We start from the raw sequence: 21,813 nt of genomic DNA, 5'->3' as shown, positions 1-21,813 counted from the left end.
GCGGGCGGTCGTAGGCTGACGGCATGCCTCTTCTCGACACTCCGGTCCGCCTCGGGCTCCAGCTCCAGCCGCAGCACGCCACCTACTCCGACATCCGCGACGCCGTCGTGCGGTTCGAGGACATGGGCGTGGACATCCTCTTCAACTGGGATCACTTCTATCCGCTGTACGGAGAGCCGGACGGCGCGCACTTCGAGTCCTGGACCATGCTCGCCGCGTGGGCCGAGCAGACCGAGCGCGTCGAGTTCGGCGCGCTCGTGAACTGCAACAGCTACCGCAACCCCGACCTGCAGGCCGACATGGCCCGCACGATCGACCACATCAGCGCCAAGGGCGGCGAGGGACGGTTCATCTTCGGCACGGGATCGGGCTGGTTCCAGCGCGACTACGACGAGTACGGCTACGAGTTCGGCACCGCGGGCTCGCGTCTGAACGACCTCGCCGACGGCCTCGCGCGCGTGACGACGCGGTGGGGCAAGCTCAACCCGGCGCCGACTCGCCACATCCCCATCCTGATCGGCGGCGCGGGTGAGCAGAAGACGCTGCGTCTGGTCGCACGTCACGCCGACATCTGGCACAGCTTCGTCGCGCCCGAGGACATCGCGCACAAGGTCGGCGTGATCGAGAAGTGGGCGGAGACCGAGGGGCGAGACGTCTCGAACCTCGTGATCTCGAACGAGCTCAAGGATCGCGACGAGGAGTACGCCGACGCGCTGTTCGCCGCGGGTGTGCGCACCTTCACGCTGGGACTCAACGGCCCCGACTACGACCCGGAGATCGCTCGCCGCTGGCTGCGCTGGCGCGACGCGAAGAACGGCTGAGCGTGAGCGTCTCCGAACTCTTCGACCCGGCCGAGTGGGAACTCGCTCCCGGGGCTGATTCCTACACCGACATCACGGCGCACGTCTCGCGCGACGGCCGCATCGCGCGCATCGCGTTCGACCGCCCCGAGGTGCGAAACGCCTTCCGCCCGCACACGGTGGACGAGCTCTACCGCGCGCTGGATGCGGCTCGCCAGAACCCGCGCATCGGCGTCGTCCTGCTCACAGGCAACGGCCCGAGTCCGAAGGACGGCGGGTGGGCCTTCTGCTCCGGCGGCGACCAGCGCATCCGCGGCCGCGACGGCTACAAGTACTCCGACGACCAGGCGACGGTGGCGGATCCCGCTCGGGCGGGGCGCCTGCACATCCTTGAGGTGCAGCGCCTCATCCGATTCATGCCGAAGGTCGTCATCGCGGTGATCCCCGGCTGGGCGGCCGGCGGCGGCCATTCGCTGCACATCGTCGCCGACCTGTCGATCGCCTCGGCCGAGCACGGCCGGTTCAAGCAGACGGATGCGGATGTGGGCTCCTTCGACGCGGGCTACGGCTCGGCGTACATGGCCCGTCAGGTCGGTCAGAAGATCGCGCGCGAGGTGTTCTTCCTGGCGGAGGAGTACTCGGCTCAGCGCGCGTACGAGATGGGCGCGGTCAACCGTGTCGTCCCGCACGCCGACCTCGAGCGCGAGGCGATCGCGATGGCGCGCACCATCCTCACCAAGTCGCCGACGGCGATCCGGATGCTGAAGTTCGCCTTCAACGCCGTCGACGACGGGCTCGTGGGACAGCAGGTCTTCGCCGGCGAGGCGACCCGTCTGGCCTACGGCACTGATGAGGCGGTCGAGGGGCGGGATGCGTTCCTCGAGAAGCGCGAGCCGGACTGGTCGCCCTACCCGTGGCACTACTGACGGCAGGGCCCCCATCGACGCCCGGCGCCCGCGGGGTGCTGGCAGCGGTGCGCGCGGCCCTCGAGGGCGCGGGTCCCGCCGTGCATCTCGGCGGCACGTCCCCTGTACCGGTGCCGGCGGGGGTGGCCGCGGTCGTCACGACCTCGGGGTCGACGGGCTACCCGAAGGACGTGCTGCTCAGTCGCAGCGCGCTCATCGCGAGCGCGAGCTCCACGGCCGCGCGGATCGGAGAGGGCGCCTGGCTGCTGGCGGTGCCCGCGACGTACGTCGCGGGCCTGCAAGTACTCGTGCGCTCGCTGCTGGCCGGCCACGAACCGGCGATCCTCGAGGGTCACTTCTCGGTGGAGGGCTTCGTCGCCGCCGCACGGGGCATGGCCTCCGCCGCGCACGGCACGCGCACGCCCACCTACACCTCTCTCGTCCCGGCGCAGATGAACCAGCTGATCGCCGCGGCCGACGCTCCCGAGGTGCGCACCGCCCTCGCGTCGTTCGAAGCGATCCTCGTCGGCGGGCAGGCCCTTGCGGATACCGTGCGCGAGCGGGCCGTATCCCTCGGTGCACGCATCGTGCGCACCTACGGGGCGAGTGAGACGAGCGGCGGATGCGTGTACGACGGCGTGCCGCTGGACGGGGTGCGCGTGCGGGTCGCCGACGGCGAGGTGCAGCTGTCGGGGCCGATGCTCGCCGAGGGCTACCGCGACGATCCCGCGCGCACGGCGGCCGTCTTCGTGCACGACGACGCGGGGCGGCGCTGGTATCGCACGGGCGACGCGGGATCGTTCGAGGACGGTCGCCTGCGGATCACCGGTCGCCTCGACAACGTGATCGTCTCGGGCGGCATCAACGTGTCGCTCGATCGTGTCGAGCGCGTCGTGCGTTCTCTGCCCGGATTCGAGGACGCGGTCGTCGTGGGCGCCGCGCACGAGCGCTGGGGGGAGTCGCCCGTGGTGGTCGTGCCGGAAGCGGATGCGGCCACCGCCGCGCGCCTGGACAAGGTGCGGGCTGCGGTCGGCGCCGACCTCGGAGCACCGGCGCGACCCGATCGTATCGAGGTCGTTGCGAGCATCCCGCTGCTGTCCAGCGGCAAGCCGGATCGTCGAGCGCTCCGCGCGCTCGTCGAGCGCTGAGGTCGCCGCAATAGGATGACTGCTCGTGGCCAGTAAGACCAAGAAGAAGCGACCCGGCGTCTCGGGCAACCCCCAGAAGGCACGCGCACAGGTCGGTCCGCGTCCTGTTCGGCGTGCAGGCGTGGGGGATTGGATCGAGGGTGCGAGGCTGCGTACGCTCCCGCTCGCCGTCTCCCCGGTGCTGCTGGGCACGGGTGCGGCGCTCGTGATCGACAACGCCCTGCACTGGCTGCTCGCGCTCGGCTGCCTGGCCGTCGCCGTGCTCCTGCAGATCGGTGTGAACTTCGCCAACGACTACAGCGACGGCGTCCGCGGCACGGACGACTTCCGCGTCGGGCCCGCTCGTCTGACGGGCGCCGGCAAAGCGAAGCCGCGCACGGTGCTGATTGTCGCCCTCACCTTCTTCGCGTTGGCCGCGCTCGCGGGACTCGCCCTCACCGTACGCACGCAGCAGTGGTGGTTCCTGGCCGTGGGTGCCGTCTGCATCATCGGGGCGTGGTTCTACACCGGCGGCAAGCGCCCCTACGGCTACGCCGGCCTCGGCGAGGTCGTCGTCTTCGTGTTCTTCGGGCTGGTGGCGACACTCGGGACGACCTGGGTGCAGGTGCAGGTGCTGCCGCAGGAGGCCTGGTTCGGCGCGGTCGCCGCGGGACTGTTCGCCTGCGCCGTGCTGCTGGCCAACAATCTGCGCGACATCGAACCCGACAAGAAGGCCGGCAAGAAGACGCTGAGCGTGCGGATCGGCAAGCGGGCGACGCAGGTGCTGTTCACCGTGATCGTGCTCGTGCCGTTCGCGATCTCGATCTTCCTGGCGTTGTTCTACCCGCCCGCGTGGCTCACCCTGCTCGTGCTGCTGCTGGTGCTTCCCGCGGTGCTGATCGTGTGGACCTACCGCGAGCCGAAGGAACTGGTGGTCGCGCTGAGTCTCACCTCGCTCGGCTCCCTGGCCTACGCGGCGCTCGTGTTCTGGGCGCTCCACGGCTGAGCGGCGGACGATCATGGTCTTCGTCGCGGACACCGATCCTGCTCGTCTCGACCGCGCCTGGATCTGGCGGATGCTCTCGAGCGAGGTGTACTGGCATCGGTGGCGCTCACGGGAGCAGATCGACCAGCAGATCGATGGGGCCTGGCGTGTGGTGGGCGTGTACGACGACGCCACCGGGGCGCAGGTGGGTTTCGCGCGCGCGGTGTCGGACGGCGTCAACGACGCCTATCTCGCCGACGTCGTGGTGGATCCCTCCGCGCGCGGCGCCGGCGCCGGCAAGCTCCTCGTGCGCACCATGATCGACGAGGGCCCCGGTGCCGAGTTCCGCTGGACCCTCTTCACCGCAGACGCGCACGAGCTGTACCGGCAGTTCGGCTTCGGCGCCCGCGACAAGACCGCCATGGTCCGACCCGGCTCGCGTCAGGTGCGCGAGAGCTGAGGGCTCAGTCGCCGGATGCGGCGTCTTCGGCCTCCGCGTCGTCGGCGCCGAGCGGGCGGCGCAGCTCGCGCGGCTTGCCGAGATCGGCGGTCGCCTCGGCCAGGGGCCGGCGCAGGAAGAGGATGGACAGGCTCAGCCCGATGAGGGCGGCGAAGATGGCCGCGAGCCAGTACAGCTCCTGGAAGACGGGCAAGAGCATGAGGATCGCGAAGGGCACGAGGAACGCGAGAACGCGCAGCACGGAATAGACGATCGCGGGACGGGCCTTCACCCCCTCATCCTACGCGTCGACCGACTGCGCTCTCGGGGCCCGTGCAGGCCACGCGGCCTAGGATGGGGGAATGGTCCGGCTCCTGCTCATTCTGGCGCTGGTTGCCGTCGTCTTCTGGGTCTACACGGTCGTGGACTGCGCGGTGCAACCGGCCTCGCGCCACCGCGGCGTGAGCAAGGGCACCTGGATCGTCATCGTCATCCTGTTGCCGGTGGTCGGCGGCATCCTGTGGTTCGTGACGGGGCGCGCGCGCAAGAACGCGGTCCCGGTGCGACGGGCGCCCGACGATGACCCGGACTTCCTCCGCACGATCGGCTCGATCAGCGATCAGGACGAGCGCATCCGCCGGCTGGAAGAAGAGCTGGCCCAGCTCGACTCCGACGACGAGACGCCCCGCTCGCCGGAGCGGCCGGCGCCGCATCGGCCCGACGAGGACGAGCCGCGCTGAGATGACGATGCCCGAAGACGCCGGCCGCGCACCGGCGACGGATGCGGCTGCGGCGATGGTCGCGCGGCTGGTCGAGCGCGGCGTCGCGCACATCGTGGTGAGCCCGGGCTCCCGGTCGCAGGCGCTCGCGCTCGTCGCCGCGGCCGCCGAAACCTCGGGCCGTGTGCGCGTGCACGTCCGCATCGACGAACGGGTCGCGGGGTTCACCGCGCTCGGGATCGGGCGGGAGTCGGGTGTCCCGGCCGCCGTGGTGTGCACGTCGGGGACCGCCGTCGCGAACCTCATGCCGGCAGCCCTCGAGGCGCATCACGCCGGCGTTCCCCTCCTGCTGCTCACCGCGGACCGGCCGCCCGAGTTGCGCGGCGTCGGAGCGAACCAGACGACGCGCCAGCCTGGCCTGTTCCAGCCGGCGACGCGTCTCGACATCGATGCCCCCGTGCCCGACTCGATCGACGCCGACGGTTCGTCCGAGCAGAGCCGCATGTTCCGCCGGCTCGCTGACGAGGCCTTCGACGCCGCTCTCGGCGCCGGTACCCGCCCCGCCGGGCCCGTGCACGTCAATCTGCCCTTCCGCGAGCCGCTGGCGGGTGCGCTTCCTCCGTGGTTCGCGGTCGCCGATGCTGGTTCCTCGTCCGCCTCCGAGGAGGAGGAACCGGCATCCGGAGCGCTCTACCAGGGAGGCGGCGGGATCGGCGAGTCCGACGTCCCGGAGGAGCCGGGTGCGGCTCCGCTGCTGCTGGCCCAGGGTCCGCGCACGGTCGTGGTCGCGGGGGCGGATGCGGGAGCCGACGCCGAACGCGTGTCGCACGAGGGCGGCTGGCCGCTCATCGCCGAGATCGTCAGCGGGGCCCGGTTCGGGCGCCTGCTCGTGCACGGCTACCGACAGGCGCTGTCGGATCCTGAGCTCGGGGGGCGCGTCGAGCGCGCCGTCGTGTGGGGCCATCCGACGCTCAGCCGCGAGGTCACCGCTCTCCTCGGTCGCGATGACGTCGAGGTCATCGCGATCCGCGGCCCCGGTGAGCCGTTGAACCTCAACGGTCGCACGACCGCCGTCGACGCGGTCGCCGTGGCGCCCGGCGACGCCGACCGCGCGTGGCTGGGTGAGTGGATGCGCGCCTCCCGCGCCGCATCGGTCGATCTCTCTCCGCCCGCGCCCGACGCGGACGGGCTCGCCTCCGCCGTTCCGCGCGAGCGGCTGTCGGCGGTCTCGGCCGAACTCGACGTGCTGCGCGCCCCGCTCGATCGGGCGGCGCTCGTCGATGCCGTGTGGCGCGCGAGCTGGCCCCACGATCGGCTGGTCTTCGGGTCCTCCCGACTCGTCCGCGTCGCCGATCAGGTGCTGGGCGGCAAGAAGGTGCCGGTGCATGCGAACCGCGGGCTTGCCGGCATCGACGGCACGGTCGCGACCGCGACGGGTGTGGCGATCGCGAGCCAGGACGAAGGGCGCCCGGGTGTGACCCGCGTGCTGCTGGGGGATCTCGCCCTCCTGCACGACGTCGGAGCCCTGCTGCTGCCGGCCGCCGAGGCCGAGCCGCGCATCCAGGTGATCGTGGGCAACGACGGCGGCGGAACGATCTTCGACGGGCTCGAAGTCGCGAGCGTGGCGGATGCGGCGGCGATCGACCGCGTGCAGTACACGCCGCAGTCGGTGCGACTGGAGCATCTCGCCCTCGCGTACGGGTGGGAGTACCGCCGGATCACGACGCGGGCCGCGCTCGACCAGGCGCTCACGTCGCCCGCCGGCGGCCGTCAGCTCATCGAGGTGCCGCTGGAACGCTGAGCGCTCAGGCCAGAGCCTCGACGATCGGGCGGAACTTCACGCGCGTCTCGAGCAGCTCGGATTCGGGATCGCTCGCGGCCACGATGCCCGCACCGGCGTACGCGGTGAGGGCGACGTCGCCCTCCGAGTCCGGGGTGTCGAACTGTGCGCAGCGCAGCGCGATGGCCCACTCGCCGTCGCCAGCCTGGTCGATCCATCCCACGGGGCCCGCGTAGCGGCCGCGATCGAAGGGCTCCAAGCGGCGGATGACATCGAGCGCCGCCTGCGTCGGGGTGCCGGCGACGGCGGCCGTCGGATGCAGCGCCGCGACCAGATCCAGAGCGGACGCCGTGTCGGAGAGGGCGCCCTCGACGTCGGTCGCCAGGTGCCAGACGTTCGGCAGCTTGAGAGTGAACGGCTGCTCGCTCGAGCGCAGTGCGCGGGTGTGCGGATCGAGCGCGGCCAGGACGCTGCGCACCGCGAACTGATGCTCGTCCTGGTCCTTGGTGCTCGTGGCCAGGGCCAGGGCGGCCGCCGCATCCGCATCCGGATCCGCGCCGCGTGCCGTGGTCCCCGCGAGCACGCGTGCGGTGACGGTGCCCTGCTCGACGGTCACGAGGGTCTCGGGGCTGGCGCCGATCAGCCCGTCGACGGCGAAGGCCCACGTGTCGGGATAGCCGGATGCGAGGGCGCGCACGAGGCGGCGGAGGTCGGAGCCGGCGGGCACGGTGCCCGCGAGGTCTCGCGCGAGCACGACCTTGCTGACCTCGCCCGCCGCGATCGCCTCGACGGCCTCGCGCACCGAGGCGATGTAGCCGGCGGGATGCTGCCGGCCGGGTCCCAGGGTGGCGGACCAGTGTGCACCGTAGAGCGTCGCCACGGGCGTGATGGCCGCCTCGTCGCTCCAACGGATGCGGGTGAGCCAGGAACGTCCGTCGCGGCGTCCGATCACGACGGGAGGAACGAGCAGGGCCCCCGGCCTCTCCGAACGGCGATCGAAGGGCAGCGCGCCGAAGGCGACGAGACCCGTGCCCGGAATCTCCAGCGGGTCGTCCACGACCGCGGCGGCGGCTAGCTCTCGCCAGCGGTCCGCGCGCGCGTCGGCATCGGAAGCGAAGGGGAGCGCGAGCGGCTCGCCGAGACCCACCATGCCCTCGCCCCGGCGCTGCCACACGAGAGGGCGCGCGGGGTCGGTGAAGGCCAGCAGATCGTCGATCGGGTCGATCTCGCGGGTCTCGACGAGCAGCCGAGGCCGCGAGGCACGAATCACCCTGCCAGCCTAGACGCGCGCCGCGGGAGCACGGCTCAGCGAGAGGGGTGCGAGCTCACGGCTTAGGCTGGGGGCGTGAGTGAGAGCCCCGACCAGCATCGCGCCGACCTCGGCAAGGATCCGGGCCGTGTCAGCGGCATGTTCGACGAGGTCGCCGCCGGCTACGACCGCACCAACACGGTGCTCAGCCTCGGCAACGACCGACTCTGGCGCGTCGCGGCGACGCGCGCGATCGCACCGCGTGCCGGGCAGCGCATCCTCGACCTCGCCGCCGGCACCGGCGCCAGCGCGGTGGCCCTGGCCCGCAGCGGCGCCGAGGTCGTCGCCGCCGACTTCTCGCCGGGGATGATCGCCGAGGGCGTCAGGCGTCACGGGCACATCATGAACCTCACCTTCCAGGAGGCGGACGCCACCGCGCTCCCGTTCGAGGACGCCTCGTTCGACACCGTCACGATCTCCTTCGGACTGCGCAATGTGAACGACCCGCACGCGGCACTCGCCGAGATGCGCCGCGTGACCAAGCCCGGTGGACGGCTCGTGGTCTGCGAGTTCTCGCACCCGCCGCACCCGCTGTTCGCCGGCCTTTATCGCTTCTACAACGACCGCGTCCTGCCGATCGTCGCCCGCCGCGTCAGCTCGAACGCGGACGCCTACGACTACCTCAACGAGTCGATCAAGGACTGGCCCGACCAGCGCACGCTCAGCGCCTGGATCCGGGATGCGGGATGGGTGGACGTCGCGCACCGCGACCTCACGTTCGGCATCGTGGCGCTGCATCGCGCGCGTGCGCCGTTCGCCGATCCTGCAGCGAACTGACGGCTGACAGCGGGTCGAGCGCCTGCGGCCCGCGGGTAGGCTAGAGGAGTGACACGGAGCCCCTCTGCGCCTGGCGCGCACCTCGCGAACAGACTCGGCCTCGCCGATCGTGTCTTCGCCGGTCCCGTCTCCCGCCGACTGCAGAAGACCGTCGAAGACGGTCTGGCCAAGGTCGAGGCACACCTCGCCGACGAGCTGCACGTGGCCGATGCGCTCGCCGACGCCACCAGCCGCTACCTCTACGAGGCCGGCGGCAAGCGTGTGCGTCCGATGCTGACGGTGCTCACCGCGCAGTTGGGCGACGGCGTCAACGAGCAGGTCATCGACGCCGCATCCGCGCTCGAGCTGACCCATCTCGGTTCGCTGTACCACGACGACGTCATGGACGGTGCGGACGTGCGCCGCGGCGTGCCCGCCGCGCACTCCGTCTGGGGCAACAGCGTCGCCATCCTCACCGGAGACCTGCTCTTCTCCCGCGCGAGCCAGATCATGTCGCGCCTGGGCGACAAGGCCATGAAGCTGCAGGCCGACACCTTCGAGCGGCTCGTTCTCGGGCAGATGCACGAGACAGTCGGGCTTCAGGCGGGCGACGACCCCGTCGACTTCTACCTGCAGGTGCTGAGCGACAAGACGGGCTCGCTGATCGCGGCCTCGGCGCAGGCCGGCGTGCTCTTCTCGCACGCCCCCCTCGCCTACGAACAGCCGCTGCTGACCTTCGGCGAGAAGGTCGGCGTCGCCTTCCAGCTGCTCGACGACGTCATCGACCTCTCCGCGGATGCGGCCGAGACCGGCAAGGTCCCCGGCACGGATCTGCGCGCGGGCGTGCCCACCATGCCGTATCTGTTGCTGGGGCGCCTCGACGATGCGGCATCCGTCGACCTGCTCGCCCGCATCGACGCCGGCGTGGCCCAGATCGCCGACGGTGCCGACCCGGCGCTGCTGGACGACCCGCTGACCGAGTTGCGCGAGCACGCCGCCACGGAGCAGACCCTGGCGCTCGCGCACGAATGGTCGGACGCGGCGGTCGCGGCTCTCGAGCCGCTCCCGCGCGGTGCGGTGCGCGAGGCGCTGACGCGTTTCGCGGACGCGGTCGCCGATCGCAGCAGCTGATCTCCGCGCCTGCGAACCAGAGCGCTCGAGGCGTCGCCCCCGACGCCGCTGTACCCCTCGAAAGGACTTCCATGACCAAGCTCCGGCTGGCCATCGTCGGCGCAGGGCCCGCGGGTATCTACGCGGCCGACATCCTGCTGAAGGCCGAGCGGGCGTTCGATGTGTCGATCGACCTGTTCGAGCACCTCCCCGCTCCCTACGGACTCGTGCGCTACGGCGTCGCCCCGGACCACCCCCGCATCAAGGGCGTGATCACCGCCCTGCGCGACGTGCTCGACCGCGGCGACATCCGGCTGTTCGGCAACGTGCGCTTCGGTGAGGACATCACGCTCGACGATCTGAAGAAGCACTACAACGCGGTGATCTTCGCGACCGGCGCGATCCGCGATGCGGACCTCGACATCCCCGGCATCGACGCGGAGGGCTCCTACGGCGCCGCCGACTTCGTGAGCTGGTTCGACGGACACCCCGACGTGCCGCGCACCTGGCCGCTCGACGCCTCGTCGGTCGCTGTCATCGGCAACGGCAACGTCGCCCTCGACGTCACCCGGATGCTCGCGAAGCACGCCGTCGATCTGCTGCCGACCGAGATTCCGGACAACGTGCACGCCGGGCTCGAGGCCTCCACGATCACCGACGTCCACGTGTTCGGGCGCCGCGGTCCTGCCCAGGTGAAGTTCACGCCGTTGGAACTGCGGGAGCTCGGCGAGCTGCGCGACGTCGACATGGTCGTCTACGACGAGGACTTCGACTACGACGAGGCGTCGCTCGCCGCGATCGCGAGCAACAAGCAGGTCAAGGTCATCGACCGCGTGCTGCAGGAGTGGCGCACCCGTCCGGGCGCCAACGGTGCCGGTGGCGAGGCGTCCCGCCGACTGCACCTGCACTTCTGGGCCAAGCCCGTCGAGGTCAAGAAGGATGCGGCGGGCCGCGTGGCTGCGTTGGTCTACGAGCGCACGCGTCCCGACGGCGAGGGCGGAGTGGTCGGCACGGGCGAGCTGCGCGAGGTCCCGATCCAGCAGCTGTACCGCGCCGTCGGTTACTTCGGATCACCGCTTCCCGGCGTCCCGTTCGACGAGCGCCACGGTGTCATCCCGAACCACGAGGGCCAGGTGCTGCACCCCGACTCGAACGAGGTCGTCCCCGGCGTCTACGCGACCGGCTGGATCAAGCGCGGACCGGTCGGCCTGATCGGACACACGAAGTCCGACGCGATGGAGACGGTGCGCCACCTCATCAACGGCCAGGCCTCGTGGTGGCAGCCCGAGGATCCCTCCCCCGAGGCGGTCCCGGCCCTGCTCGCCGAGCGCGGCGTGCGCTGGACCGACCTCGAGGGGTGGCACCGGCTCGATGAGCACGAGATCGCCCTCGGCGCCCCCGCGGAGCGGGCACGCATCAAGGTCGTGCCGCGCGACGAGATGGTGGCGATCTCGCGCGGCGAGTGAGCTCGCGACCGATCGGTCGCTTCCCGGACGTGCGTCGCTAGGCTGACGGCATGAGCGCCTGGGTCCCCGACATCCTCGGGCCCGGGTTCGCGCAGCAGACCTTGCCGCTGGATCTTCCTGCGGACGATGGTCCGCTGGTGGCGACCCTCGTGCGGCACCTGCCGCATCCGGTCGGCCGGCTGGTCGCGCCCCTCCGCGACGTCGACGTGCTCTACGTCCACGGCTGGTCGGACTACTTCTTCCAGACCGAGTTGGCGCGTTTCTGGGCCCGGCTCGGTGCGCGCTTCTACGCCCTCGACCTCCACCGGTACGGCCGGAGCCTGCGCGAGGGGCAGGTGCCCGGCTACGCCGACAGCCTCGACGAGTACGACGCCGACATCGCCGCAGCGCTCGCCGCGATGGGTCCGCGCGGCAACAGACGTCTCGTGCTCCTCGGGCATTCCACGGGCGGCTTGACGCTGTCGCTGTGGTCGGCGCGCCACCCGGGGACCGCGTCCGCGGTCGTGCTCAACAGCCCGTGGCTGGAGTTCCAGATCGGGTCGTTCGGGCGCCAGGCCATCGCGCCCCTCATCCAGGCGCGAGCCCGCGTGCAGCCCCGCGGTGCGCAGCCGGTCGTCGACCTCGGGTTCTACACGCGCGCGCAGACCGAGCTGGGTGTGCTGCCGATCCCGGGCTACCGCGAGCAGTGGCGTCCGGCGCAGGGCTTCGCGACGCATCCCGGCTGGCTGCACGCCGTGCTGGAGGGGCACGCGCGCATCGCCGCGGGCGTGGATGTGGGAGCGCCCGCGTTCGTCCTGCTCTCCGCGAGGTCGTCGTCGCCGATCCGCTGGAGCGAGCAGATGACCTCGACGGACTCCGTGCTGGTGGTCGACGACATCGCGCGCGCCGCGCTCAAGCTCGGCCCGCTCGTGACGATCGCGCGCATCCAGGGGGCCGTGCACGACGTCTTCCTGTCCGCGCCCGAGCCTCGCCGTCGGGCGTATGCGGCACTCGAACAGTGGGCACGCGCACGCTTCCACTGATGTTTGGGAAGCCGAAAAGCTGACAATCGTGCGCTGGAGTTGAGTTCGGTTTTCCGAAATCGGCAGGCTGGATCACGCGGGCGATCGCCCCGCATCCTCCCTCCATCCCACCAGGAGCGTCATGTCGTTCTGGGCACTGCCTCTGCTCGCCGTCGGTGTCTCCGCCGACGCCTTCGCGGTCGCCCTCGGCAAGGGCCTTCAGCTGCGCTCGCGGATCGTGCGCAACGCCCTCGTGCTGGCGCTCGCCTTCGGGCTCGCGCAGGCGCTCATGCCGCTGCTCGGCTACCTGCTCGGAAGCGCGTTCGCCGCGTTCATCGAGCCGTTCGATCACTGGGTGGCCTTCGCGCTGCTCGCCGCGGTCGGGGTGAAGATGCTCTGGGAGGCGCTGACGCCCGACAAGGACGGAGCAGAAGCCGGAACCTCGCGCCTCTCGACGCGCGAGACGATCCTGCTCGCCGTGGCGACCTCCATCGACGCGCTCGCCGTGGGGCTGAGCTTCGCGTTCCTCAACTTCCCGGTGTGGATCGCCGTCATCGCGATCGGCGTCGTGACCTTCGTGCTCTCGTTCGCCGCGGTGCTCATCGGGCACCGGATCGGCACCCGTTTCCGTCGTCCTGCCGAGATCGTGGGCGGCCTCGTGCTCATCGGAATCGGGACGCAGATCCTGATCTCGCACCTCACCGCCTGACAACTTCGCGAACGTCCCGTCATAGAAACGGGGCGACACGGTGCGCGCCGTCATCGTGGGCGGTTGGCTGGAGCACATGCAGCGTCGAACCTCCCTTTCCCTCGGACTTGCCGCCGTCCTCCTCTGCGCCGGGGCGGGGCTCAGTGCATGTAGTGCCCCCGCGGCCCCCGCCGACCCTTCCGCTGCCCTCTCGTTCGCCCAGGTCGAGGCGATGAGTGCCGCCGAGGCGATCGACGCACTGCAGGCGGTCCCTGTCGCCGATCGGGCGACCGATTACTCGGCATCGGTGCGCCCCGACACGCTGTTGCTCACCGCGGGGGATGGCCGCGAGGTCGATAAGCCGTTGCCCGAGGATTCGTTCCACCTGTCGGTGGCCCCCTACGAGAACTCGACGCACGAGTGCTTCTTCCACAACCTGACGAGCTGTCGCGGCGAGCTCGCGGGACGCACGTTCGAGGTGACGGTGGTCGACGGCGCCGGCGCCACGATCTTCGATGAGACTCTCGTGGCGGCGGACAACGGTTTCGTCGGCTTCTGGCTGCCTCGCGGCATCGAGGCAACGCTGACCGTGCGCGCCGGAGATGAGGTCGCCGTCTCGTCCATCGCGACCGGACCCGACGACCCGACGTGTCTCACCGACCTGAAACTGCAGGCCTGAGCCCACCACGAAGAAAGCCCCTCCCGCGGAGGGGGAGGGGCTACACGACACGACATCGCGCTTCACGCGACGACGATGACCCGAACATCCCCGGCGCGCGGTGTTGCTTAAGACCAGGGTTCCATCCCATGACGTTCCTCGGCGGAATGTGAAACGACTCTCATGACGTTCTCACGCTGAGCGAGACCTGGCTGCCGTCGGCGGCGGTTCCCTCGAGCTTCCAGTCGGCGATCGCGAGGCCGATGGCGCCGTTGACGAACACGGTGCGCACGGCCATCGAGATCGGCAGGCCGATCGCGAGGAACTGCTCCAGCGCGCCTGCGACCGCCTCGTCGCCCGTGACCGGCTGGCCCGGGGCCGGCACGAAGACGGCGCCGGGGGCGTTCAAGACGGTGAGGGCGTCGAGGTCGCGGGCGTTGAAGCGACGTGCGAATTCGGCGGGCAGCTGGTCGAGCGAGCTGACGGGGGAGGTCATGGTCTTCCTTCCTCTGTGACCGCGAGGTGCGGTCACAGAGGAAGACGCCGCAGCCGGCGAGCTGTGACGAGAAAGCTCGTCAGGCCCGGCTCACCGGTAGTTGGTGAACTGCAGATCGACGTCGAGGTCGGCGGCCTTGAGCAGTCGCTGGACTTCCTGCAGGTCGTCGCGAGACTTCGACTGCACGCGCAGTTCGTCGCCCTGGATCTGGGACTTGACGCTCTTGGGGCCCTCGTCGCGGATGATCTTGTTGATCTTCTTCGCGATCTCCTGCGAGATGCCTTCCTTCAGCGTCGAGACGATGCGGTATTCCTTGCCGCTGGCGGTGGGCTCGCCTGAATCCAGGCTCTTCAGCGAGATGCCGCGCTTGATGAGCTTCGTCTGGAACACATCCAGCACCGCGTTCGCGCGATCTTCGCTGTTGGCCTTGATGAGGATCGACTCGCCGCTCCACTCGATGGAGGCGTCCGTGCCCTTGAAGTCGTAGCGCTGCTCCACTTCCTTGCGGGCCTGGTTCAGAGCGTTGTCGGCCTCCTGCCGATCGATCTTGGAAACGATGTCGAACGAGGAATCTGCCATGCCGCGATTCTTCCATGGGCGGATGCGGGCCGCATCCGGGCGCTCGCGCCGATTCGTAGACTTGTCTCATGCGGGCTCTGACCGAGGAACAGGTGCGCGAGTCGTTCGTGAACGCCGCGCCGGAGGAAGTCCGGGTGGCCGCGATGCCGCACGACTTCCTGCTCACCGACTGGGATCACCTCGACTTCTTGGCGTGGCGCGACCCGCGCTCGCGCGGCCGGGGGTACCTGGTGACCGAGTCCGATGGTCGGCCGGCGGGCGTCGTGCTCCGTGCCGCGGAGGGCAATGGCCGTGCGCGGTCGGCGATGTGCAACCTGTGTCACACGATGCAGCCCGGCGACCAGGTCGCGCTGTTCACCGCGCGCCGGGCGGGCGAGGCGGGGGAGAGTGGTGACAGCGTGGGCACGTACATGTGCGCCGATCTGTCGTGCCACGAGACGGTGCGGTTGGCCGCCCCTCTTGCGCCGAGCGAGATCCGGGCGAGCGTCGATCGCCGTATCGATGGCACACGCGCACGGGCTGAAGCGTTCGTCGGGCGCGTGAAGGGGGAACGGCTATGACCGCAGCGGGACGGGTCGCAGTGATCGGAGACGCACTGATCGATGAGCTGCGCGACGACACCGGAGTGCGCGAGTTCGTCGGGGGAGCGGCGCTCAACGTGGCCGTCGGGCTCGCCCGGCTGGGCCTGCCCACGACGCTCATCGCGATGGTCGGCGACGACGAGCCCGGCGACCGCATCCGCGCGTACCTGGACGACTTCGGCGTCGAGCTCGTCGCGACGCCGTCGCCGCACGGCTCGTCGCGTGCGGTGAGCACCCGCAACGCCGGCGGGGAGCCGGTCTACGTGTTCAACGAGGCGGCCTGGAACCGCCGCATCCGTTTCGGCGACGACGAGCGTCGCGTGATTGCGGATGCGGCGATCACGGTCGTCAGCTGCTTCCCGTTCGACGACGCGGCGCAGACGGCCGAGCTCGTGGAGGCGGTGCGCGACGCCGACGGGCTGCTCGCGGTCGACCCGAATCCGCGCGAGGGGATGATGCACGACCGCGCTGCCTTCGTCACCGGCTTCGAGGCGCTCGCCGCGCTCGCCGATCTCGTGAAGGTCGGCGACGACGACGCGGAGCTGCTGTATGCGACGCCGCTGGACGCCGTGCGCGACCGGATGCGGGAGCTCGGTGCCGTGGCCGTGCTGACCACGCGCGGCGCGCAGGGTGCGGGCGTCGTCACTGATTCGGTCGCGATCGAACGTCCGATCGCCTCCGTCCCCGGTGTCATCATCGACACGATGGGAGCGGGCGACGCGGTGCTCTCGTCCGCCGTCGCGTCGCTGTTGTCCGAGCATCCGAGCGACGAAGCCGCCTGGGTGACGCTCGTCGACACGGCGATGGCGGTCGCCGCCGCCACCTGTCGTTTCGAGGGTGCGCTGCTGCGCTTGCCGTCCGCGCTGTCGGGGCTCGATCAGGGCTCCTGAGCCGCCGCGCGCGGGCCCGTCGCGGATTTCTGAGTATGTCGGCGAGGGGGTAGTATCGGAGATCGCGCCTCTGGTCGACTGTACAAGCTGGGCAGGTGCGCACTTGGCGAGTTACCCAAGCGGCCAAAGGGATCTGACTGTAAATCAGCCGGCGTAGCCTTCGGGGGTTCGAATCCCTCACTCGCCACCACCAAAGCCGAAAGCCCCCGCACGGGGGCTTTCGGCTTTTCCAGGTTGTGCCCGTGTGCGCGGCCTGCTCGCCTGTCACAGATCGACGCGATGAGCGCGATCTGTGACAGGGGAACAGGGCTTCTCTGCGCACCGACGCGTCGCCGGTCGGTTCTGCACGCCGCCCACAACCCTCCTCGGCGAATCGGCGCGGCGTGCCAGGATGAGGGTGCGGGCGAGGGGCGCCCGCGAAGGGAGCCGTGATGTCCGCGCCGCAACCGCCCGTCGCACCGTCCGCTGCACCGATCGCTGAGTCGTCGAGCCCGAACCGCCTCGTGCGGGCGGGCATCTGGGTCGCCATCGGCGCCCTGATCGCCGCGGCGCTCGTGAGCGTGGTCTGGGTGCTCATCGGCTCACAGAACGGGATCGTCGGACGCGCCTTCCTCACGATCTTCCTGCTCGCAGCCTTCGCCGGCGTCGCGATCCTCGACGCGCACCTCGCCCCCAGGCGCCCCGGATGGTTCGTGCTGACGAGCATGATCGCGTGGGTGCTCATCCTCATCGTCGGCGCATTCCTCATCTGGATGCCGGAGCGACCCTCCCTCGACGCGTACCGCTACGGCGACGGGCTCACGAGCTTCACGCGGTTCTTCTCGTTCCTGCTGATCGTGCTGATCGTCCAGCTCGCGGTGCTCCACGTGCGTCTGTACATCAAGGCCATCGTGCGCGTGCCCACCCTGTTCAACCGCATCGTCGGATACGTGACCGTCGGCCTCGTGGCAGCCCTCGTCGTGCTGCTCGTGCTGCCGCTGACGATCCAGGAGTGGGTCGACTTCTACGACGTCTACTGGCGCATCGTCGTGGCTGTCACCATCCTGGCTGCCGTCGGCACCGCGCTGGTCCCGCTGGTCAACCTGCTGTTCGGTCCCAAGACGCCCCGCTCTCAGGCGACGCCGCAGACCTGGCCGGTCGCGGCTCCACAGGCGTGGCCGACATACGCCGACCGCGTCACCCCGCTGCCGGTCCTCCCGGACGGCTCGCCCGACTGGCAGGCCTACTACACGGGATACCCCACGGGGTGGCACCAGGCGCCGCCGGCAGTCTCGCCCACGGCGGAGGCGGCGTACGGCGCCCAGCCGCCCGCATCCGCCGCGCCCGTCACGCCGTCGGAGCCTCCCGCAGCCCCGGGCTACGAGGGCTTCCCGCCCCCGCCGCCGCTGCCCCCGCGCTGATCATTCGCGGTGCATGGAGCAGTGCAGCGGCTCCGGCATCAGCACCCAGGCAGCAGCGCGAGCGCGGCCATCGCCGCGTTGTGACCGCCCAGCCCGCTGACGGCGCCGCCCCGCGCGGCACTCGATCCGCAGCGGAGGATGCGGGAGTGCGCCGTGTCGACGCCCCACGCCTCGGCGGGGGCGGCCGCATCCGCCTCGTCCTCACGCCACGGCCATGACAGCGGACCGTGGAAGATGTCGCCGCCGGTCATGCCCAGCGACTCCTCGAGATCTGCAGTGGTGCGCGCCTCGATGCACGGGGCGCCGGTCGGAGTCTCCCAGATGCAGTCGGCGAGCGGCTCGGCGAGCACAGAGTCGAGGGAGCGCTCTGCGGCCGCCAGGAGCGTGGCACGCATCGCATCGGGGTCCGAGCCGTCCAGGAGTCGATGCGGCACCTGAAGTCCGAACAGGGTGAGCGTCTGCGCACCCGCCTCCTGCAGCTCCGCCCCGAGGATCGAAGGATCGGTGAGCGAGTGGCAGTAGATCTCGGCCGGGAGCGGCTCGGGGATGCGGCCGACGACCGCTTCCGTGTATGCGGTATTGAGCTGCGTCATCGTCTCGTTGACGTGGAACGTTCCCGCGAACGCCGCCGCGGGTGCGACGTGGCGGTCATGCAGACGGGGGAGCCGGCGCAGGAGCATGTTGACCTTGACCTGCGCGCCCTCGGGTTCCGGCGCGCGCTGCACGTCGGCTCCTGCCGCGGCGAGCAGGTGGTCGAGCACGGCCGGCCCGACGGCTGCGAGTACGAGGCGACCGGCGACGACGCCCGCATCCGTCCCGCCATAGCGAACCTCGCCGTCGGGGCTCACGCTCGTGACCGGAGCGCCGGTACGGATCTCGGCGCCCGCGTCCCGCGCGGCTCGGTCGAGCTCCGCGGTGACGTGGCCCATCCCGCCCACCGGCACGTCCCAGTCACCCGTGCCGCCGCCGATCACGTGGTACAGGTAGCAGCGGTTCTGCCGCAGGGACGCGTCATCGGCGTGCGAGAACGTGCCGATGAGCCCGTCGGTGAGCGCGATGCCGCGCACGAGGTCGCTCTCCAGACTGTCGCGCAGCAGCGTGCCCAGCGGCCGCGCCGTGATCGCGTCCCACAGGGCGTCGTCGCCGAGCGCCGCGCGCAGAGCGGATGCGGTGGGCAGCGGTTCGGTCATGGAGGGGAAGACCGTGCGCGCGAGCGGCGTCACCCGCGCGCTGAGGCGCCGGTAGCGATCAGCCTCGGCGGTGGAGCCCGCCGTGCGGTGGAAGCTCGCATCCGTCACCCGCGCGTCACCGGTGTCGACGAGCACGCCGCGCGCCGGGTCGGTGGGATCGGGCGTGTACGAGGAGTAGCGCCGGCGTCGCAGGGTCAGCCGCAGCCCGAGGTCGTCGACGATGCGGGCGGGCAGCAGGCTCACGAGATAGGAGTAACGCGACAGTCGTGCCGAGACGCCGGCCCAGGGCGACTCGGAGACGGCCGCTCCTCCGGTGTGGTCGAGCCGCTCCAGCACCACGACTGAGCGACCGGCACGGGCGAGGTAAGCAGCGGCGACGAGGGCGTTGTGGCCCCCGCCGACGATCACGACGTCATGGGTCGGCCGGGTGACGGTCATGCCGCCACGCTAACGGCCTACGGCTGCCCGGCGCGAGGGTAGCGTGGGAGCATGCCTTCCGCTCTGGATCTGCAATCGCTCGCCATCGAGGTCGCGAAGGAGGCGGGGGCGCTCGCCGCTCGACGGCGCCGTGACGGCGTGCAGATCGCCGCGACGAAGTCGGCGCTGGCGGACATCGTGACCGACGCCGACCGGGAGGTCGAGCAGCTGGTGCGCGAGCGTCTCGCGGCGGCGCGACCCGACGACGGTTTCCTCGGCGAGGAGGGCGGCGTGGCCGCATCCGCCTCGGGGATCACGTGGGTCGTCGATCCGATCGACGGCACCGTCAACTACGCCTACGGAATCCCGGCGTACGCCGTGAGTATCGCCGCCGTGTCGGGGGAGCCCGACCCGCAGAAGTGGGAGGCACTGGCGGGCGCCGTGTACAACCCCGCCGTCGACGAGCTGTTCACCGCGGCGCAGGGCGAAGGTGCGCGTCTCGTGTCCTCGATCGAGGGCGAGCGGATGCTGCGCGTCGCCGAGCCGTCGGACGCGGGTGCGCTTCTGGCCACGGGATTCGGGTACGACCCCGCGACCCACGCGCCCGCGCTCGAGCGTCTCGCCGGGGTCATGCCGCTCGCCCGTGACCTGCGTCGCATCGGCGCTGCCTCCCTGGATCTGACGGGTGTCGCAGCCGGTCGCATCGACGGGTACTACGAGAAGGGCCTGTGGCCGTGGGACCATGCGGCGGGCGCGCTCATCGTCGTCGAGGCCGGTGGCGTGGTGGCGGGACTCGGTGGCAAACGAGCCGATCGCGAGATGACGATCGCGGCGGCGCCGGGTCTCTTCGCAGCTCTCCTCGCCCGCCTCGAAGACTGATGCGCGCGCATGGCATTCTCAGGCTCAGGGTTGTAGTGTTTACCTATTCGTTATCTTCGTCACCCGAACGAGGATGAGCATCTCCTTCCGTTTTCCCTGTCGCTTCCCGTGCGACCGAGACCGAGGCTGACTACGTTTTGACCCCCCTAGATCCCCAGGCGGAGACCGCTCCCACGCGACGCTCCGGCCGGAACCGCGCTGCTGAGGCGGCTTCTTCGGGGACCTCGGATGTGGTCGCTCCGCTCACCCGCGCACAGCTGCGCGCGCGCCAGGTTGCTGCGCGTCCCGCTCCCGTCTGGTCGGCGCAGCGCACCGAGACTGCCGTCGCGGATCCTGCGGTCGCCGCCGAGCCCGAGCTGGTGCTCGAGGTCGTGCCGGAGCCCGTCGCTGCCGCCGATGTCACGCTGTCGATGCCCGCTGAACCGGTCGCTGCCTCCGAGGTGAGACTGTCTGTCCCCGAGGCGCCCGTCGCCGAGGCGCCGCTGACCCGCCGCCGTGCGCGGTCGCTCACCCAGGCTTCCGTCGCTAGGGCGACGCCCATCGACGTCGCCCTGGACGCCATCGACGACGAACCGGTCGCTCTGCCGGTCGTTGACACCGTCTCGGTCGTTTCGGAGACCGAGGCCCGCCCGGCCGAGTTGCCCGTCGCGGATGTCGCGGCGGACCTCGACGACGAAGCGCGTGTGTTCGCCGAGGCGGTTCTCGCTGACGAGGCTGAAGCGCACGCGATCGTCGACGAGTTCGAGGCCGCTGCCCGGCTCTTCTCGTTCACGGGGGAGACCCCCATTCAGGTCGCCGCGGCCGCGATCGCCGACGAGCCGGTTGTTGCGCAGGCTGTTGCCGAGCCGGCTCCCGCGAAGCGCCGCCGCTTCAGCGGTGCGGCGTTCAAGCGTGCGACGGCCGCATCCGCCACCGTCGGTGCCATGGGAATCGTCGGCCTCCTGGCGATCGGCATGACGACGCCCGCCGAGGCGGTCTCGGGCGCAGGCAACTCCGCCGCCGCATCGCTCGCGACCGGCTCGAAAGCCGGCACCTCGAGCGCCCTGTCGAGCGACGAGATCCAGGCGTACGTGGCTCCGGCCGATGCGCAGGTCACCGCACTGAACCGCAGCGACTACTCCACGGCGTCGACCGCGCAGCTCGCCGCCGAGTCGGGCATCACGCACTACTCGAACTTCTTCACCAACAACGCGAACAGCCCGATCCAGTGGCCGTTCAAGGTGGGCGTTTCGATCAGCTACGGCTTCGGAATGCGCGACGGCACGATGCACGAGGGCCTGGACTTCACGCCGGGTGAGGGCGCCGAGATTCAGGCTGTCGCCGACGGCGTCGTGCGCACCGCGACGGAGAGCGGCGGCGGCTACGGCGTGATGATCATCATCGATCACGTGATCGACGGCAAGCTCGTCTCGACCCGCTACGGCCACATGCAGTACGGCTCGCTGCAGGTGAAGACGGGCGACACCGTGAAGGTGGGCCAGTTCATCGGCCGGGTGGGCGACACCGGCCACTCGTTCGGCGCGCACCTGCACTTCGAGGTGCTCGACAACGGCACGACGGCGATCGACCCGCTGTCGTGGCTGCGTCAGCACGCCGGCGGCTGACCGGCCGTGTTTCGTCGGGGCCCTCGGCTCTGAT

The 21,813-nt window shown here is 70.7% G+C and carries 23 protein-coding genes and 1 tRNA gene; 19 read left to right on the top strand and 5 right to left on the bottom strand.

The genetic code is table 11. From position 1 onward, the window contains the following. Window positions 1–23: 23 nt before the first annotated feature. Genes KYX17_RS29845 through KYX17_RS29825 form a run of 5 tightly spaced genes read left to right on the top strand, consistent with a single transcriptional unit; the run spans window position 24 to window position 4,277 of the window. Window positions 24–821 carry an LLM class F420-dependent oxidoreductase gene (locus KYX17_RS29845; RefSeq protein ID WP_243233095.1) on the top strand — a complete coding sequence of 266 codons (798 nt, stop codon included), beginning with the start codon at window positions 24–26 and terminating at the stop codon, window positions 819–821. A 2-nt stretch (window positions 822–823) separates the two neighbouring features. Beyond that, entirely contained in the window at window positions 824–1,726 is a 903-nt protein-coding gene (locus tag KYX17_RS29840; protein ID WP_374209003.1) for a 1,4-dihydroxy-2-naphthoyl-CoA synthase, read from the top strand. Beyond that, window positions 1,723–2,853: an AMP-binding protein gene (locus KYX17_RS29835; RefSeq protein ID WP_243233145.1), complete on the top strand. Its 1,131-nt coding sequence runs from the start codon at window positions 1,723–1,725 to the stop codon at window positions 2,851–2,853. Before KYX17_RS29840 ends, KYX17_RS29835 begins: the two co-directional genes overlap by 4 nt. Window positions 2,854–2,878: 25 nt before the next feature. Then, window positions 2,879–3,838, top strand: coding sequence for a 1,4-dihydroxy-2-naphthoate polyprenyltransferase (locus KYX17_RS29830; protein ID WP_308220988.1), 960 nt, complete (start codon window positions 2,879–2,881; stop codon window positions 3,836–3,838). A 13-nt stretch (window positions 3,839–3,851) separates the two neighbouring features. Beyond that, window positions 3,852–4,277, top strand: a complete 426-nt coding sequence (locus KYX17_RS29825; protein ID WP_243233093.1) for a GNAT family N-acetyltransferase — start codon at window positions 3,852–3,854, stop codon at window positions 4,275–4,277. A gap of 4 nt (window positions 4,278–4,281) precedes the next feature. On the opposite strand, the gene KYX17_RS29820 is transcribed toward KYX17_RS29825, so the two are convergent. After that, window positions 4,282–4,548, bottom strand: a complete 267-nt coding sequence (locus KYX17_RS29820; protein WP_243233091.1) for a DUF4229 domain-containing protein — start codon at window positions 4,546–4,548, stop codon at window positions 4,282–4,284. Between the two features lie 70 nt (window positions 4,549–4,618). Between KYX17_RS29820 and KYX17_RS29815 the strand changes: the two genes are divergently transcribed. Then, complete coding sequence (locus KYX17_RS29815; protein ID WP_243233090.1) at window positions 4,619–4,996, top strand: PLD nuclease N-terminal domain-containing protein; 378 nt, start codon at window positions 4,619–4,621, stop codon at window positions 4,994–4,996. A gap of 1 nt (window position 4,997) precedes the next feature. Continuing rightward, on the top strand, window positions 4,998–6,776 hold the full coding sequence (gene menD / locus KYX17_RS29810; protein WP_374209002.1) for a 2-succinyl-5-enolpyruvyl-6-hydroxy-3-cyclohexene-1-carboxylic-acid synthase: 1,779 nt from the start codon (window positions 4,998–5,000) through the stop codon (window positions 6,774–6,776). A 4-nt stretch (window positions 6,777–6,780) separates the two neighbouring features. On the opposite strand, the gene KYX17_RS29805 is transcribed toward menD, so the two are convergent. Then, window positions 6,781–8,022, bottom strand: a complete 1,242-nt coding sequence (locus tag KYX17_RS29805) for an isochorismate synthase MenF (RefSeq protein ID WP_243233142.1) — start codon at window positions 8,020–8,022, stop codon at window positions 6,781–6,783. Between the two features lie 141 nt (window positions 8,023–8,163). Between KYX17_RS29805 and KYX17_RS29800 the strand changes: the two genes are divergently transcribed. The 6 genes from KYX17_RS29800 (at window position 8,164) to KYX17_RS29775 (ending at window position 13,764) form a co-directional block, all read left to right on the top strand. Then, a complete protein-coding gene (locus tag KYX17_RS29800) occupies window positions 8,164–8,841 on the top strand; it encodes a class I SAM-dependent methyltransferase (RefSeq protein ID WP_243233141.1) in 678 nt (225 codons plus the stop codon). A 48-nt stretch (window positions 8,842–8,889) separates the two neighbouring features. After that, on the top strand, window positions 8,890–9,951 hold the full coding sequence (locus tag KYX17_RS29795; protein WP_243233088.1) for a polyprenyl synthetase family protein: 1,062 nt from the start codon (window positions 8,890–8,892) through the stop codon (window positions 9,949–9,951). 71 nt (window positions 9,952–10,022) lie between these two features. Beyond that, the gene (locus tag KYX17_RS29790) at window positions 10,023–11,396 is read left to right on the top strand and encodes an FAD-dependent oxidoreductase (protein ID WP_243233086.1); all 1,374 of its coding nucleotides are present in this window, start codon (window positions 10,023–10,025) and stop codon (window positions 11,394–11,396) included. A 50-nt stretch (window positions 11,397–11,446) separates the two neighbouring features. After that, complete coding sequence (locus KYX17_RS29785; protein ID WP_243233084.1) at window positions 11,447–12,418, top strand: alpha/beta hydrolase; 972 nt, start codon at window positions 11,447–11,449, stop codon at window positions 12,416–12,418. A gap of 121 nt (window positions 12,419–12,539) precedes the next feature. After that, window positions 12,540–13,106: a manganese efflux pump MntP family protein gene (locus KYX17_RS29780; RefSeq protein ID WP_243233082.1), complete on the top strand. Its 567-nt coding sequence runs from the start codon at window positions 12,540–12,542 to the stop codon at window positions 13,104–13,106. 76 nt (window positions 13,107–13,182) lie between these two features. After that, window positions 13,183–13,764: a CueP family metal-binding protein gene (locus KYX17_RS29775; protein ID WP_243233080.1), complete on the top strand. Its 582-nt coding sequence runs from the start codon at window positions 13,183–13,185 to the stop codon at window positions 13,762–13,764. Between the two features lie 160 nt (window positions 13,765–13,924). Here the strand turns inward: KYX17_RS29775 and KYX17_RS29770 are convergent, their stop codons facing one another. Together KYX17_RS29770 and KYX17_RS29765 are read right to left on the bottom strand one after the other, a co-directional pair. Beyond that, window positions 13,925–14,239 carry a nuclear transport factor 2 family protein gene (locus KYX17_RS29770; protein WP_243233079.1) on the bottom strand — a complete coding sequence of 105 codons (315 nt, stop codon included), beginning with the start codon at window positions 14,237–14,239 and terminating at the stop codon, window positions 13,925–13,927. Window positions 14,240–14,329: 90 nt separating this feature from the next. Further along, window positions 14,330–14,818 (bottom strand): YajQ family cyclic di-GMP-binding protein, encoded by a 489-nt coding sequence (locus KYX17_RS29765; protein WP_243233078.1) that lies wholly within the window; start codon window positions 14,816–14,818, stop codon window positions 14,330–14,332. A 68-nt stretch (window positions 14,819–14,886) separates the two neighbouring features. Between KYX17_RS29765 and KYX17_RS29760 the strand changes: the two genes are divergently transcribed. From KYX17_RS29760 to KYX17_RS29745, 4 genes are all read left to right on the top strand, one after another. Continuing rightward, window positions 14,887–15,378, top strand: a complete 492-nt coding sequence (locus tag KYX17_RS29760) for an FBP domain-containing protein (protein ID WP_243233077.1) — start codon at window positions 14,887–14,889, stop codon at window positions 15,376–15,378. Continuing rightward, window positions 15,375–16,289: a PfkB family carbohydrate kinase gene (locus KYX17_RS29755; RefSeq protein WP_243233076.1), complete on the top strand. Its 915-nt coding sequence runs from the start codon at window positions 15,375–15,377 to the stop codon at window positions 16,287–16,289. The genes KYX17_RS29760 and KYX17_RS29755 overlap by 4 nt, the downstream gene beginning before the upstream one ends. Window positions 16,290–16,394: 105 nt before the next feature. Further along, a tRNA-Tyr gene (locus KYX17_RS29750) sits at window positions 16,395–16,479 on the top strand. A gap of 241 nt (window positions 16,480–16,720) precedes the next feature. Further along, window positions 16,721–17,689 carry a hypothetical protein gene (locus tag KYX17_RS29745; RefSeq protein ID WP_243233075.1) on the top strand — a complete coding sequence of 323 codons (969 nt, stop codon included), beginning with the start codon at window positions 16,721–16,723 and terminating at the stop codon, window positions 17,687–17,689. A gap of 38 nt (window positions 17,690–17,727) precedes the next feature. Here KYX17_RS29745 and KYX17_RS29740 read toward each other — a convergent pair whose 3' ends face one another. Continuing rightward, a complete protein-coding gene (locus KYX17_RS29740; protein WP_243233074.1) occupies window positions 17,728–19,317 on the bottom strand; it encodes an NAD(P)/FAD-dependent oxidoreductase in 1,590 nt (529 codons plus the stop codon). A gap of 51 nt (window positions 19,318–19,368) precedes the next feature. Here KYX17_RS29740 and KYX17_RS29735 point away from each other — a divergent pair, with 51 nt between their 5' ends. Together KYX17_RS29735 and KYX17_RS29730 are read left to right on the top strand one after the other, a co-directional pair. Further along, window positions 19,369–20,175 carry an inositol monophosphatase family protein gene (locus KYX17_RS29735; protein WP_243233073.1) on the top strand — a complete coding sequence of 269 codons (807 nt, stop codon included), beginning with the start codon at window positions 19,369–19,371 and terminating at the stop codon, window positions 20,173–20,175. A gap of 230 nt (window positions 20,176–20,405) precedes the next feature. Next, window positions 20,406–21,779 carry a M23 family metallopeptidase gene (locus KYX17_RS29730; RefSeq protein WP_243233072.1) on the top strand — a complete coding sequence of 458 codons (1,374 nt, stop codon included), beginning with the start codon at window positions 20,406–20,408 and terminating at the stop codon, window positions 21,777–21,779. Window positions 21,780–21,813: the final 34 nt, after the last annotated feature.

This window comes from Microbacterium sp. CIAB417 (genome assembly GCF_022788845.1).
This window is presented reverse-complemented; position numbering and strand designations above follow the sequence as displayed.

Excerpts from the sequence above, each read along its gene's own strand:
- KYX17_RS29845 (WP_243233095.1), top strand. The coding sequence starts at position 24 with ATGCCTCTTCTCGACACTCCGGTCCGCCTCGGGCTCCAGCTCCAGCCG.
- KYX17_RS29785 (WP_243233084.1), top strand. The coding sequence starts at position 11,447 with ATGAGCGCCTGGGTCCCCGACATCCTCGGGCCCGGGTTCGCGCAGCAG.
- menD (WP_374209002.1), top strand. The coding sequence starts at position 4,998 with ATGACGATGCCCGAAGACGCCGGCCGCGCACCGGCGACGGATGCGGCT.
- KYX17_RS29800 (WP_243233141.1), top strand. The coding sequence starts at position 8,164 with ATGTTCGACGAGGTCGCCGCCGGCTACGACCGCACCAACACGGTGCTC.
- KYX17_RS29780 (WP_243233082.1), top strand. The coding sequence starts at position 12,540 with ATGTCGTTCTGGGCACTGCCTCTGCTCGCCGTCGGTGTCTCCGCCGAC.
- KYX17_RS29775 (WP_243233080.1), top strand. The coding sequence starts at position 13,183 with ATGCAGCGTCGAACCTCCCTTTCCCTCGGACTTGCCGCCGTCCTCCTC.
- KYX17_RS29760 (WP_243233077.1), top strand. The coding sequence starts at position 14,887 with ATGCGGGCTCTGACCGAGGAACAGGTGCGCGAGTCGTTCGTGAACGCC.
- KYX17_RS29745 (WP_243233075.1), top strand. The coding sequence starts at position 16,721 with ATGTCCGCGCCGCAACCGCCCGTCGCACCGTCCGCTGCACCGATCGCT.
- KYX17_RS29755 (WP_243233076.1), top strand. The coding sequence starts at position 15,375 with ATGACCGCAGCGGGACGGGTCGCAGTGATCGGAGACGCACTGATCGAT.
- KYX17_RS29770 (WP_243233079.1), bottom strand. The coding sequence starts at position 14,239 with ATGACCTCCCCCGTCAGCTCGCTCGACCAGCTGCCCGCCGAATTCGCA.
- KYX17_RS29765 (WP_243233078.1), bottom strand. The coding sequence starts at position 14,818 with ATGGCAGATTCCTCGTTCGACATCGTTTCCAAGATCGATCGGCAGGAG.
- KYX17_RS29790 (WP_243233086.1), top strand. The coding sequence starts at position 10,023 with ATGACCAAGCTCCGGCTGGCCATCGTCGGCGCAGGGCCCGCGGGTATC.
- KYX17_RS29740 (WP_243233074.1), bottom strand. The coding sequence starts at position 19,317 with ATGACCGTCACCCGGCCGACCCATGACGTCGTGATCGTCGGCGGGGGC.
- KYX17_RS29735 (WP_243233073.1), top strand. The coding sequence starts at position 19,369 with ATGCCTTCCGCTCTGGATCTGCAATCGCTCGCCATCGAGGTCGCGAAG.
- KYX17_RS29825 (WP_243233093.1), top strand. The coding sequence starts at position 3,852 with ATGGTCTTCGTCGCGGACACCGATCCTGCTCGTCTCGACCGCGCCTGG.
- KYX17_RS29815 (WP_243233090.1), top strand. The coding sequence starts at position 4,619 with ATGGTCCGGCTCCTGCTCATTCTGGCGCTGGTTGCCGTCGTCTTCTGG.